The 13,049-nt window shown below is 30.6% G+C and carries 14 protein-coding genes; 10 read left to right on the top strand and 4 right to left on the bottom strand.

The features are described 5' to 3' along the window. The first annotated feature begins 334 nt into the window (after positions 1-334). Positions 335-1,585, top strand: a complete 1,251-nt coding sequence (locus tag AC0N0V_RS15495) for an Nramp family divalent metal transporter (protein WP_474458973.1) — start codon at positions 335-337, stop codon at positions 1,583-1,585. A gap of 96 nt (positions 1,586-1,681) precedes the next feature. Here the strand turns inward: AC0N0V_RS15495 and AC0N0V_RS15490 are convergent, their stop codons facing one another. Continuing rightward, on the bottom strand, positions 1,682-2,527 hold the full coding sequence (locus AC0N0V_RS15490) for a DegV family protein (RefSeq protein ID WP_474458971.1): 846 nt from the start codon (positions 2,525-2,527) through the stop codon (positions 1,682-1,684). 713 nt (positions 2,528-3,240) lie between these two features. Between AC0N0V_RS15490 and AC0N0V_RS15485 the strand changes: the two genes are divergently transcribed. From AC0N0V_RS15485 to AC0N0V_RS15475, 3 genes are all read left to right on the top strand, one after another. Then, on the top strand, positions 3,241-3,411 hold the full coding sequence (locus tag AC0N0V_RS15485; RefSeq protein WP_474458969.1) for a hypothetical protein: 171 nt from the start codon (positions 3,241-3,243) through the stop codon (positions 3,409-3,411). After that, positions 3,411-4,211: a TIGR00266 family protein gene (locus tag AC0N0V_RS15480; protein ID WP_474458967.1), complete on the top strand. Its 801-nt coding sequence runs from the start codon at positions 3,411-3,413 to the stop codon at positions 4,209-4,211. Before AC0N0V_RS15485 ends, AC0N0V_RS15480 begins: the two co-directional genes overlap by 1 nt. 276 nt (positions 4,212-4,487) lie before the next feature. Next, positions 4,488-5,153 carry a glycine zipper family protein gene (locus AC0N0V_RS15475; RefSeq protein WP_474458965.1) on the top strand — a complete coding sequence of 222 codons (666 nt, stop codon included), beginning with the start codon at positions 4,488-4,490 and terminating at the stop codon, positions 5,151-5,153. Positions 5,154-5,417: 264 nt separating this feature from the next. On the opposite strand, the gene AC0N0V_RS15470 is transcribed toward AC0N0V_RS15475, so the two are convergent. Further along, positions 5,418-6,104 carry a DUF554 domain-containing protein gene (locus AC0N0V_RS15470; RefSeq protein WP_474458963.1) on the bottom strand — a complete coding sequence of 229 codons (687 nt, stop codon included), beginning with the start codon at positions 6,102-6,104 and terminating at the stop codon, positions 5,418-5,420. 326 nt (positions 6,105-6,430) lie between these two features. Between AC0N0V_RS15470 and hgcA the strand changes: the two genes are divergently transcribed. The 6 genes from hgcA (at position 6,431) to AC0N0V_RS15440 (ending at position 11,778) form a co-directional block, all read left to right on the top strand. Further along, entirely contained in the window at positions 6,431-7,534 is a 1,104-nt protein-coding gene (hgcA, locus tag AC0N0V_RS15465) for a mercury methylation corrinoid protein HgcA (RefSeq protein WP_474458961.1), read from the top strand. 31 nt (positions 7,535-7,565) lie between these two features. Then, positions 7,566-7,781, top strand: a complete 216-nt coding sequence (gene hgcB, locus AC0N0V_RS15460) for a mercury methylation ferredoxin HgcB (RefSeq protein WP_474458959.1) — start codon at positions 7,566-7,568, stop codon at positions 7,779-7,781. 109 nt (positions 7,782-7,890) lie between these two features. Continuing rightward, a complete protein-coding gene (locus AC0N0V_RS15455; protein WP_474458957.1) occupies positions 7,891-9,111 on the top strand; it encodes a metallophosphoesterase in 1,221 nt (406 codons plus the stop codon). Positions 9,112-9,274: 163 nt separating this feature from the next. Next, positions 9,275-9,538, top strand: coding sequence for a hypothetical protein (locus AC0N0V_RS15450; protein WP_474458955.1), 264 nt, complete (start codon positions 9,275-9,277; stop codon positions 9,536-9,538). 567 nt (positions 9,539-10,105) lie between these two features. Further along, on the top strand, positions 10,106-10,912 hold the full coding sequence (locus AC0N0V_RS15445; RefSeq protein WP_474458953.1) for an ABC transporter substrate-binding protein: 807 nt from the start codon (positions 10,106-10,108) through the stop codon (positions 10,910-10,912). Positions 10,913-10,974: 62 nt separating this feature from the next. After that, positions 10,975-11,778 (top strand): ABC transporter substrate-binding protein, encoded by an 804-nt coding sequence (locus AC0N0V_RS15440; RefSeq protein WP_474458951.1) that lies wholly within the window; start codon positions 10,975-10,977, stop codon positions 11,776-11,778. A 696-nt stretch (positions 11,779-12,474) separates the two neighbouring features. On the opposite strand, the gene AC0N0V_RS15435 is transcribed toward AC0N0V_RS15440, so the two are convergent. Then, positions 12,475-12,723 carry a hypothetical protein gene (locus tag AC0N0V_RS15435; protein ID WP_474458949.1) on the bottom strand — a complete coding sequence of 83 codons (249 nt, stop codon included), beginning with the start codon at positions 12,721-12,723 and terminating at the stop codon, positions 12,475-12,477. A gap of 97 nt (positions 12,724-12,820) precedes the next feature. Continuing rightward, entirely contained in the window at positions 12,821-12,949 is a 129-nt protein-coding gene (locus AC0N0V_RS15430) for a hypothetical protein (protein ID WP_474458948.1), read from the bottom strand. Positions 12,950-13,049 lie beyond the last annotated feature (100 nt).

The following is a 13,049-nucleotide window of genomic DNA, read 5'->3' as shown; positions in this document are numbered from 1 at the left end:
AGAACTAATCATATAAATTTTCAAGTATTATTTGGGAAAAATTATTTATAAAATAAGAATTTAAAATTTATTAACAACATTTAAAGATGTTATATTACATATTTCATTATTAAATAAATTATATAATTATTATATAGAGATTTTTAATTGATTTTATAGTTGTTACTAGTAAGAAATTTATATCTTTAGGATAAAGTTAAGTAATAAAATTTATTATTTAATCTTGATTTTTGTTTAAGAATTTTATATAATATTTGATATTTCTTAAAATAATTATGGCAAACATATAATATAATATTATATTATATAGTCTGAATTTTCGGAGGTGAAAACAATGATTATAAAAAAATTTTTTCAGCATAAGAAAAAGCAAGAGTTTATGGCTTTAGATTTTTTTAAATATATAGGTCCAGGATTTCTCGTAACTGTGGGATTTATCGATCCTGGTAACTGGGCTTCAAATATTGCCGCAGGATCTGACTATGGATATAAGCTTCTATGGATGGTTACGCTATCAACCTTAATGCTTATTGTGCTGCAACATAATGCTGCTCATTTAGGAATTACAACTGGATACTGTTTATCAGAATCTACTTCAATATTTTTACATCCAGTACTTTCTAAATTTTTATTATGGACGGCTACGTTAGCTGCGATATCAACAGCCTTAGCGGAGGTTCTAGGAGGAGCCATTGCACTTAATATGTTATTTAAAATTCCGTTAAAACTAGGAGCATTATTAGTAGTTTTTTTAGTGATATTTATGATTTTTACAAATTCTTATAAAAAATTAGAAAAATGGATTATAGGTTTTGTATCATTAATTGGATTATCTTTTATAATTGAGTTAGCCATGGTAAATATAGATTGGAAAAGTGCAGCAGTTGGATGGGTTACACCTTCTTTTCCTGGCGGGTCAATACCTATAATAATGAGTGTACTTGGTGCAGTTGTTATGCCTCATAATTTATACTTACACTCAGAAATAATACAAAGCAGACAGTGGAATTTGGAAAATGAAGAGGTTATAAAACATCAGCTTAAATATGAATTTGTTGATACACTACTATCAATGATAATTGGGTGGGCTATAAATAGTGCAATGATATTAGTAGCTGCTGCTACATTTTTTTCAAGCAAGGTAAGTGTAACTGAGTTAAGTCAAGCTCAGTCAATGCTTACTCCTATACTTGGCAATGCTGCTTCAATAATATTTGCCTTAGCACTACTTTTCTCAGGTATTTCCTCAAGCATAACAGCAGGAATGGCAGGAGGAAGCATATTTGCAGGAATGTATAAGGAGCCCTATGACATACATGATAGACATACGGGAATGGGAGTACTTATTACCATTTTAACGGCACTAATTATTGTGTTTTTCATTAGTGATCCATTTAAAGGTCTTGTTATATCTCAAATGCTTTTAAGTATGCAACTGCCTTTAACTATAATTCTTCAAATACATTTGACATCTTCCAAAAAGGTTATGGGAAAGTATGCAAACAGCACTCGTTCAAAAATAGTGCTTTGGATAATTGCTGCTATAGTAATTTCGTTGAATATACTTTTATTAACGACAATGTAGCCTAATAAAAATAATTAAAGGTCAGATAAACAGAGCTATTAGTATCTTTGACACTTAGAAATCTGTTTATCTGACCCTTAGTTATTTTGACTAAGCTTATAATTCTTTCATTGTAACAATTCCCAGAAGTCCAGGCCCAGTATGAACTCCAGCAACAGGACTTATATCGCCAAATCCTAGATAAGTAATATTTGGATTATTTTTAAAGCCTTCTAAAACCTTTTTAGCCTCTTCTTCTGCTGCGCCATGCATCACCCATATTCTGCTTCTAGTGGCTGATATAATCTCTTCAGTTATTTCAACTAATTTATTAACTGCTTTTTTCTTTCCTCTAACTTTTGAATGGGTATAATATACACCATCAGAATCTATAGATATAATGGGCTTTATATTTAAAAGTTCACCTACTGTACCTGAAACTTTTCCAATTCTGCCACCTTTAATAAGGTACTTTAATGTATCTACTACGTAAAAAACTGATATATTTTCCTTTATTTTTGGAAGAAGCTCAACCACTTGTTCATAAGTTTTTCCTTCATCTAAAAGTTCAGCACATTTTATTATAATAGCTCCAGCGCCTAGTGTAAGAGCTTTAGAGTCAAAAACTTCTATTGTAAGTTTAGGGTGATTTTCACTTACAAGTTTTAACGTATTATAGGTACCAGATAAACCGGAAGAAATTGAAACACAAATAACATGCGTATACCCTTCTTTTTCCAAACTTAAAAATAAGGTTTCAATATCTTGCATAGATGGTAAAGAAGTGTGAGGAATTTCCTTATCTAAACTATTGTAAACTTCCATTGGTGTTATATTTACTCTATCTATATATTCTCTGTCTTTATATACAATTCTCAGAGGAAGTACCTTTATATCATATTTATTGATCGTTTCTTTGTCTAAATCAGATGTACTATCTGTAACTAGTGCAATTTTAACCATTATATACCTCCTATCTACAAGTACATTATATATCATATAATGTATTATTATCAATACTGATATATATCAATATTGATATACACGATATATCCTTATACTAATTATTAGAATTTTTAAAGAAAAGATAATTCAAAATTTTAAAAAAATGAATATAAAATTATAAAGTGGTTAACATAAGCTATGTAGAGGGATTTGAAATTGTTAAGCGAAGAGTGATTCGAGGTCCGCTTAGGGCTTTTAACCATTCGAACAAAAGTATATATGGGATTCTTAAGGGTTTTATATGTGCTGGCGAGAAGATTATTACGGTTGCTTGAAAAATTTGAATGACAGAAGTAGCTTTAATGGTCGAGCTAAGATTGCTCAGGGTGTTGTTAATGTTCTAATGTTATTAGGGTTGTAACATTAAAATATAGAGGCGTTATATTAGAATCAGGGTTAGATTGCTTCTTTGATATGTTGGGTAGTCGAGCAAAGATCTGTATGAGTTGTAGAATATTAATTTGGTCCGGGAAATCCAAATTAATATGAGTGATTTATACGGGTTGTAGTGGCAATGATTTTAGGTTCTTTTGCATTCCCTGCAGGGAAAGATAGGTGTTGGCCACACCTATCTTTTTTAGTTTATCCGATGATTACCCGCTCTAATACCTCCACGTACTCTGTGAAAGTGGGGGTAAAGAGCGGCTATGTCTCTGGATAACGAGTTCTAAGTGTCAAATACACTTAGAACTCTGTTTATATCTAAAAAGCTTAATTTAGTTGTTGGATTTTTAATTGTTTATAAAATTAACATAAATTTAATTCATCAATCTGAATATGCAAATTATAAATATGATATACTTTTGATTAAGAAGTTTATGTTAAGAAAGGAAATGATATAATGAATTCTCATATGATAGATTATAAGATTTACGGAGATGACATACAGTTCGTAGAAATAGAACTAGATCCAAATGAGACAGTAGTGGCAGAAGCTGGTGCAATGATGACAATGACAACAAATATCCAAATGGAAACAATATTTGGAGATGGATCTCAGGGAAGCAATGGCGGAGGAATAATGAATAAGCTTTTTGGAGCTGGGAAAAGAATGCTCACAGGGGAAAGTTTATTTATGACTGCCTTTACAAATGCAGGATATGGTAAAGGTCAGGCGACTTTTGCTGCACCATATCCGGGAAAAATACTTCCTATGGATTTAAGTGAGCTTGGGGGAAAGCTAATTTGTCAAAAAGATGCTTTTTTATGTGCAGCTAGAGGGGTTTCTGTAGGTATTGATTTTAGGAAAAAGCTAAGTGTAGGCTTTTTTGGTGGAGAAGGATTTATACTTGAAAAACTAGAAGGAGATGGAATGGCGTTTATACATGCTTGTGGAGCCATATTAAAGAAAGAGTTAATACCAGGAGAAGTCTTAAAAGTGGATACAGGATGTCTTGTAGCAATGACTAAGAATGTAGACTATGATATTCAATATGTAGGTGGAGTTAAAAATATGTTTTTTGGAGGAGAAGGTGCCTTCTTCGCCACTGTAACTGGACCTGGAACGGTTTGGATTCAGTCATTACCTTTTAGCAGATTAGCTGGAAAAATATTTGCATCAGCACCTGGTGGAATGGGTGCAAGTAAGGGAGAAGGCAGCGTGCTAGGTATGTTTGGCAACCTTTTAGATGGAGATAACTAGAATATAATTATATCATTTTAAACTTGAACTTATTTTGTGTTGAGCCGCTTTACAGGTTATTGTTAAGCGGCCTGATTTTTGTATTGCATAAATGTGAATTACATTTAAAATAAGGATTAAGTAAATTCTAAAACAGTAACTGAGAGCAGAATCGTTAAAATATTTATATCAATGGAACAAAAATGGATGTATTGATAGATATTTTATGGTAAACTTAGCTATATATAACTATAGACAATTATATATTATATTTCGTAGAAAGGGTTTGGGGGGAATATGAATTTTACTAGTATTAAAAGCGAATTATATAATTTTACAGATAAGTTATATAATGAGTTAATAGAAGGACTAAAAGAATGTAGTAACATAAAAGAAATAAACGAGCTGCTCGATGAAGAATATACGAACTTAATGGATTATAAAAAGATACTTAAATTTAATGCTATAAGCCATATTAAAGAAGAACTTATGAATAAAACTCATGGAAGCGAAGCGATTAAAAAGGCTGTTGAATTACAAGATAGAGTTAGAGATATAGAAATATCATCTTTAATTATAAATGAAGAAGAAGTTTACATTAAAGAAGAGATGATTGCTTTAGATGAAAATGAGATAAGAGAAAATAAACATGCTAAAAGTATTATTGTCACGCTTGGGATTTTGGCAGGCATTGCTTGTGGAGCAATAATTAAACGAGGAATATTAGATGCTATGATTATGGGACTCATTGGAGCGCTGGCAGGGTATTCTATATATGAAATTACTTTGGGAAAAAATAACAATAATTTTCAAAAAGTAGTTATAAAAGATAGAAAAATTAACAGACGATTAAATAAAGACTACCTTAATAACCTAATTCATGAAAGAAAGGCTTTAGTAGAGGGCATGTTTTTAGACTACATAAGTAAATTTAATGATTTATCTCAAGAGTTAGATTATTAAACAGAGTTCTTAGTGTCTTTGATACTTAGAAATCGTTATTCAAGAACGTGTCCGCCCTTTACCAACGCTTTCACAACGTGCAAATAGAGAATCAAAATCTTTGATTTTGTGTGAATCACTTTTCTTAAGGTGGGGGTATTAGGTCGGGTAGTTATCGGATAAATGTTTACATAGGCAGATTTAAGTAGACAAAGCAATGTCTGATTAAATCTGCCTATATGTATAGGTACAAAATACTTATTGGGTTTAATTATATTAAAAAGTTTAATTTATAATATTTAATATAATTTGATAAATAATTGGTATGAAAACAGCTGGTAATAAATTAGCTGCTTTTATCTTAGTCATATTTAAAATATTGAAACCTAATCCCATGATTAGAATGCTCCCAACAGCTGTCATATCTACAATAACAGATTGAACTAAGACTCCTTTTAGTAATGATGCTGCAATTGTTATAGCACCTTGATAGATTAAAACTGAAATAGATGATAGCATTACTCCAATACCAAGTGAAGAAGCAAAAATTATTGAACTAACGCCATCTAGCATAGATTTTGCATATAGTATTTTATGATTTCCTTCAAGACCACTTTGAAGAGCTCCAACTATAGCCATAGAACCTACGCAAAAGAGTAAACTAGAAGTCACAAAGCCTTCGGAAACCTTTACGCCCTTTCCTTTAAATTTACTTTCAATCTTGTCACCAAGTTTTTGTAATAAGTTGTCCAAATCAATTAATTCGCCGATTAAGCCACCTACTACTATAGATATGATAATTAAAAGAATATTAGAGCCTTTTACAGCACCGGAAACTCCTATAAATACTACGCAAAGACCAAGTCCTTGCATAATAGTAGCACTAATTTTTTCAGGCACCCCATTTTTAAGCAACATGCCTATTAAACTTCCTGCTATTATAGCAGTAAAGTTTATTATAGTTCCTAACATTTAAGTAACCTCCTGTATAAATATTTGATCATAAGCCAAGGCATTTATATAATAATATTCTATCAAAAAAGTAGAGAGTTTCATAATAGAATTTTAAGTGAAATTGACAAGTAAAATCTTTAACCTGTTTCGATTGTCAAACCTTAGTGTATTATTTATAAGAGTAGATGGAGGTTTTTTATATCTGCTTTGTATTTAAAAATGATGCTTACAGTAGTACAAATTGTTGCTATAATAAAAATGTATAATTGACAAATTTATAAATGAATCTTAAATTTATTATTTTAAACATTTTAAGCAATTACTTTTGAAAGGCGGAGAAAAAGTTGAATGGCAAGGTAGAATTAATAAATAATGAAACTACCAGTTTATATGATGATGATATTATCCCTAGTTTTGTAGATGGATTTGTAAATACATCTGTTGGAAAAATTAGAAGAGTGAAAACAACAATTTCAACTGCAGACAAAATAGGGGGATATAAAGTAAGATGGGGGATTAAAAGATATGAATATAGAGTTTCGTCAGGAATATATGCAGTAGGGAATCCCGATGATAAGTCTCCGGTTTTGGTCACTGCAAATTACAAGCTAAGTTTCGATGCGCTTAGAAAAGAACTTACGGGGCATAATCTCTGGATTATTGTTTTAGATACAAAAGGAATAAATGTATGGTGTGCAGCTGGCAAGGGAACATTTGGTACTTATGAGCTCTTAAAAAGAATAAACATAGTAAGATTAAAAAATATAATATCCCATAACAATATAATACTTCCTCAGTTAGGTGCAGTAGGAGTTTCAGCTCACATAGTTGCAAAGGCAGGATTTAAAGTCATTTATGGACCAATTAAAGCAGAGGATATACCAGCATTTTTGAATAACAATCTACAAGTCAAGAAGGAAATGAGAAAGATAAATTTTGATTTTAAAGATAGATTAATATTAACTCCCATGGAAATCATACCGAGTTCCAGATATATTATACCTATTTTTATAATTCTATTAGCTTTTAATTTGGTAAGTCCGGCAGGATTTCAGTTTCTTACTTCTATAAAAAATACATTTTTCAACTTCTTACCCTATTTAGGAGCTTTATTTTTAGGAGCATTTTTGATGCCTGTTATGCTTCCATATATTCCTTTCAGGTCATTCTCTCTTAAAGGAGGAATGTTAGGTGCAATATGGGCGTATTTTTGTTTGAAATATAGCTATATATTTTTGTATCCTGATAGCATATTAGTTTTAGTTGCAAATACATTCTTAATTATCTTTATAACGGCATATATATCGCTTCAATTCACAGGTTCTAGCACATATACATCATTATCTGGGACTAGAAAGGAAACAGTGTATACGATTATATTTGGTGGGCTAGTTGGATTTTCAGCAATTATACTTATGATTGTGTATAAAGTGTTTGAATTTATATAAATTTTCTCTAAAGAGAAAGGTGGTAGCTAACATGAAACACAAGTACTTGAAAAATGTAATAAATTTAAAATTTAATGAGGAAAGATGTATAGGATGTGGATATTGTACGTTAGTTTGTCCACATGAGGTTTTCGGCATTATGGGAAAAAAAGCTTGTATTAATGATAAGGAAAGCTGCATGGAATGTGGTGCTTGTGCGAAGAACTGTCCTGTTTCTGCAATTGAAGTTAAATCAGGAGTAGGATGAGCAAGTGCTATTATAAAAGGGTGGATCACTGGCAGTGAACCTACATGTGGATGTTAGTTAAAGTTATCTTTTTAAAGGTTGTAAAGTTTTAATATAACGGAGAGTATATATGGAAAAATATAAAAAGATAAAGGTTTATATAATTATCGCAGTAATTATTTTAAGTGGTTTGTTAATAATAGGTGAAAGGTATATAAAAACTATAAATAGTCAGTATATTTCTAAAGATGAGACTAATATTAGAAAAGTAAAATTACCAACTTATGCACGAAATGAATTGAAGATAATCTCTGAAAGAATTTTAAAAGGTCAAAACCTTAATACTATAACTTTTCAATTTATTACTGATACTCATTTTGACCAGGAATCTCCTTATAGAATTACTGCATTGAAACATTTTGAGGAGGTTAAGGAGTTGTCAGATCTTATAAAGCCTCAATTTATTGTGCATGGCGGGGATATAATTGATGGCTATTCACCAAAGGAGAAATCTATTAATAGCATAGAAAAAGCAACAAATTACCTGTTATCTAATAAAAGGAGCTCCATATTTTTTATAAAGGGAAACCATGATGATAATAGTTATTATAATGTAAGAAATACACCAAAAACTGCTGAAAATGTGATATTTCCAGATGAAATGTATAATTTAACTGTGAGAAAGTACGAAAAGGATATCAAAAGAGATAGGGATAACCCTCAGGGTATGTATTATTACAAGGACTTCGAGAATAAAAAAATAAGAGTTATTATACTAAATACCAATGACATTCCTATTATTTATAAGGAAGATGGAACATTAAAATACAATGGAATAAATCAATACGGTATTTCGAATAATCAATTAAATTGGATTGCTAATGATGCCCTTAACTTTTCTGATAAGAGGGATAAGAAGGAATGGAAGGTTATCTTCTTTAGCCATGTATCCTTTGTAAGAGATATTAATTATAATAGGTCCATAGTAAATGGAGATGTTGTAATGAAGATAATAGAAAGCTTTAAAATGGGTGGAAAGTATACTTCACTGCAGAATACGGGAGACTTTGCACATAATGTAAAAGTTGATTATAAAAGTCAGGGGCCTATGGAAGTCATAGCTTTTATAAGTGGTCATGTACACAGAGATACAGATAGAAAAATTAATGGAGTTAACTTTATTACAACACTTAACTCAGTACCAATCCAAGTTAACAAGTCAACTGTTCCAGAAAGACAAATTAATACAAAATCAGAAAATGCATTTGATACCTTTGTTATAGATATAAAAGAAAAGAAGATACATGCCTATCGATATGGTGCAGGAGTAGATAGGGAATTTTCATATTAAAAAATAAAAATATGCGTAGAATACGATATTCTATGCATATTTTTATTTTTATAGGAATAAACATAGAATCAAAGGGTAATAAATAATAGTTGACACTTGAACAAGTGTTCGGTATAATTGAAATATACAATTTACCCAAACAAATGAACGGGGGTATTAACAAGTGGATGAATATAACATTTTTATTAGAATAAATTATAGAGATTCGGAAAAAGATGAAACATCAGTTGGAAGAACTAGAGTAAATAATGGTGAAGTTAAAGCCTCAAAATACTTAATTGGTGGAGGGGTATATAATAGAAAAGGTGGTACCGTAGTTTTCACTGCCAAAAATTTAGAAGAAGTAAAACAAGTGACAAAGGATAGCACTTTGTTAAAGAATTTATCAATGAATTATAATGTTGGAGTTATCCCAAAAGGAATATAGAAAATGAATATGTTTTACATAAAGTTTTTATGATTATTAAATGATAGAAGAATGATTGATTATACAGCATTAATATAAACAGAGTTCTAAGTGCCTTTGACACTTAGAACTTTTTATTTGGGGACGTAGCTGCTCTTTACCTCTTGGGGTATTAGAACGGGTAGTCATCGGATAAAAAGCAACTAGTGGTTTATCGCTAGTTTTTTTGTTTTTTAAAACATAGTCTTTTAAATGTTAAATCAATTTAAAAGACTATGTTTTAGTTTAAGTGTAAGTTTTGTTTTACAACTGGAAACAATTGCGTAGGACTAAACTTTATGCAGAATTAAAATGAGATATTGATAAAGCTGATAGAATGAATTGTTGTATAATTATAATTTATTTCTGCAAACATTTACTTTCTAACTATATCATAAAGTATATATATTATATATTAATCATATAAAATGACATATAAACAATTGCATAAAAATAAATAGAACAAAAAATAAATTTCGTAAAAATACTTGAATAATTATTATATAAAATGTATAATTATAAATAGATTAAGGATGAGGGGGAAAAAATATGAACAGATTTCTAGTAACCATTTTAACTATGGCAATGACGATTACTTTATTTTCTGGATGTGGCAGTTCAAGTACAAGTACAAGTGTACAAAAAATAGATTCACTGCAAAGAGTTAAAAGTGCAGGGAAAATAACAGTAGGTATAGATGATTCTTATCCCCCAATGGAATTTAGAGATGAAAAAAACAACCTATTAGGATTTGACATAGACCTTGGTGAAGAGATAGGAAAAAAACTAGGAGTAAAAGTTGAATATATTCCTACTGATTGGAATGGGATACTTTTAGCCTTAAAATCTAGCAAGTTTGATATTATTTTATCGTCTCTTAGTATGACTGAAGAAAGGAAAAAAGAAATTGATTTTGCGGGACCTTATATAGAAGGTGGACAAATAATTGCAGTTAATAAAACTAACAATGAAATAAAATCGTCAGTGGATTTAAAGGGAAAGGTAATAGGTGCTCAACTTGGGTCTACAGGGGAGCAAGCAGCAGCGAAGATTGAAGGAACAAAGGAAGTTAAGAAATACGATAAGGCTACGGAAGCATTTCATGATTTACAAATAGGTAGAATAGAAGCAGTCATTGTTGATGGACAAGTTGGAGGATACTACAACAAAAAAGACGGAGACGCATTTAAAATATTAGATGAAAAACTTACTAAAGAGCCAGAAGGAATAGGTCTTAAAAAAGAGGATAAAGAGCTAAAAGAAGCTATTCAGAAAGCTTTAGATGAACTAAAAGCAGATGGGACACTTTCTAAACTTTCCTTAAAGTGGTTTGGATATGACATTTATAAAAAATAGTATAGCTAATGAGTTTATTTTAAATTTAAAAATTATATTTTAAGATCAAGGGGGCATATATTATGAAAAAAATTTCAGCGTTAATATTGACAGTGGTAGTAACAGTATCATTATTTGCAGGATGTGGAAAATCAGCCGAGACAAATAGCACTCAGAAGGTAAGCACACTTCAGAAGATTAAAGATTCAGGAAAGTTAACAATAGGACTTGATGACTCTTATCCACCAATGGAATACAGAGATGAGAAAAACAATCTAGTTGGTTTTGATATTGATTTTTCGAATGAATTGGCAAAAAAACTTGGAGTAAAGGCAGAGTTTGTAACTACAGATTTTAATGGAATACTTTTAGCTCTTAAATCAGGTAAGTTCGATACAATAATTGCTGCACTTAGTATAACTGATGAAAGAAAAAAGGAAATTGAATTTGCTGGTCCTTATATTGACGGTGGACAAATAATGGTTACGAAAAAAGACAATGATAAAATAAATAGCAAAGAGGACATGAAAGGTAAAATTATAGGATGCCAGCTTGGTTCAACCGGTGAGCAAGCAGCAATAAAACTAGATGGAACTAAAGAGGTTAAAAGATATGACAAAATAACAGAAGCTTTCCATGACTTAACCATTGGAAGAATTGATGCATTAGTTGTTGACGGTCAAGTTGGGGGTTACTACATTAAAAAAGATGGTGGCGGATATAAAGTGTTAAATGAAAAGTTAACTAAAGAGCCACAAGGCATTGGGTTGAGAAAAGAAGATAAAGAGCTTAAAGGTGCACTTGACAAAGCATTAAATGAATTAAAAGCTGATGGAACTCTTTCTAAACTTTCAGTAAAATGGTTTGGATACGATATCTATAAATAGCAATATATGGCGACTTAAATCTAAGTTTAAAGTGCTGTTATAAGGTTAGATTCATAGTGTTTCGTAAGCCCTCGTTTCGAGGACAGAATCTAATACTAACTCGTTTTTAAAGGCTCCAATTTTTTTCAATGTTTTCTTGTAGAAAACTGTGAAAAAAATTGTGAGTCTTTAAACTCGTCAGTATAAGATTCTGTAACCTCTCACTCGAAGCTTACTCCACACCATAAATCTAACCTTACAACAGTTGTAAATTTTTATTTTAGTTCTAACCTTTTTATTACGTGTTTATAAATTCTCCATCCTACAGGTATGCTAATGTCTTATGACGAAGTCTTAGAAAAGTACCTTTTTTTCAGTTTAGGTTAATTATAAGATATTACACAATAATTGCCCGTTAGCGCTCTAATATAAACAAAGTATACATTGTTAGTAAAAATTTAGTATTATAAATTCACTCAATGTATAATAAATACAGAAATTTATAATTATGAAATATTAACTTCAGTATTATGCTTAGAATATATAACTTGATAATGTTGTTAAACATGTGAATATTATAATTAGTTGTGATAGAGCAGTAAAAAACTACGATACAAAAAAATTATTAATTTAGTGAATATGAAAATTGTCTTTTACAAAAAAACTTAACCCGAATTATTCATATAAACAATTCGGGTTTTTCACTAGGGGAGTTTATTAATGTCTTAAAGATTTTGTTAGTACTTTTAGTTCTCCACCAGTTTTCTTTGGATTTTCAATAAAATAGATATCTCCACTAAGAGTATCATAAATCCATATATCTCCATCATTGGTGACATTGGTTTTTATGCAAGTGCCTCCAGTTGTATCTCTAACACTTGCAACTACATTAAGTAGATTATCACTTTTTTGATACGACAGCATCTTGTATGCTACAAAAGCAATTATAATACAGGTTATAAGCACAGCTATAGGTGTTATCTTCTTTATATACTCCAGTTTAACATCACCCCTCCCCTAGCATTATTGTAGCATTTGTGCCAGCCTTATCTTTGTTTATAGTTTAGCTTCCTAGTGCATTGGTTTCTGGAACACTAGATGCCTGTTGTGCTAAATTTGAATGTATGGCACGGACACCTATTAATAGCATCAAAGCTAGTGACAAGCTTGTAAATAAACTCTTACTTTTCATAATATACCTCCAACTAATTTGAATATCCGCCAGTCTTTGGACATGTCATAGTACATAGTAACTATTCAACTATGCTTATAGGAAAGATGAATAATTACTT

Source organism: Clostridium sp. CS1-1, assembly GCF_056135525.1.
Note: the sequence above shows the minus strand (reverse complement) of the source record. Positions and strands in the feature narration are given on the sequence as shown.

What these genes read in the sequence shown, in the direction of transcription:
- AC0N0V_RS15490 (WP_474458971.1), bottom strand. Translation starts at nt 2,527, where the DNA reads ATGGTTAAAATTGCACTAGTTACAGATAGTACATCTGATTTAGACAAA.
- hgcB (WP_474458959.1), top strand. Translation starts at nt 7,566, where the DNA reads ATGAAACACAAGTACTTGAAAAATGTAATAAATTTAAAATTTAATGAG.
- AC0N0V_RS15430 (WP_474458948.1), bottom strand. Translation starts at nt 12,949, where the DNA reads ATGAAAAGTAAGAGTTTATTTACAAGCTTGTCACTAGCTTTGATGCTA.
- AC0N0V_RS15470 (WP_474458963.1), bottom strand. Translation starts at nt 6,104, where the DNA reads ATGTTAGGAACTATAATAAACTTTACTGCTATAATAGCAGGAAGTTTA.
- AC0N0V_RS15440 (WP_474458951.1), top strand. Translation starts at nt 10,975, where the DNA reads ATGAAAAAAATTTCAGCGTTAATATTGACAGTGGTAGTAACAGTATCA.
- AC0N0V_RS15455 (WP_474458957.1), top strand. Translation starts at nt 7,891, where the DNA reads ATGGAAAAATATAAAAAGATAAAGGTTTATATAATTATCGCAGTAATT.
- AC0N0V_RS15480 (WP_474458967.1), top strand. Translation starts at nt 3,411, where the DNA reads ATGAATTCTCATATGATAGATTATAAGATTTACGGAGATGACATACAG.
- AC0N0V_RS15445 (WP_474458953.1), top strand. Translation starts at nt 10,106, where the DNA reads ATGAACAGATTTCTAGTAACCATTTTAACTATGGCAATGACGATTACT.
- AC0N0V_RS15475 (WP_474458965.1), top strand. Translation starts at nt 4,488, where the DNA reads ATGAATTTTACTAGTATTAAAAGCGAATTATATAATTTTACAGATAAG.
- AC0N0V_RS15495 (WP_474458973.1), top strand. Translation starts at nt 335, where the DNA reads ATGATTATAAAAAAATTTTTTCAGCATAAGAAAAAGCAAGAGTTTATG.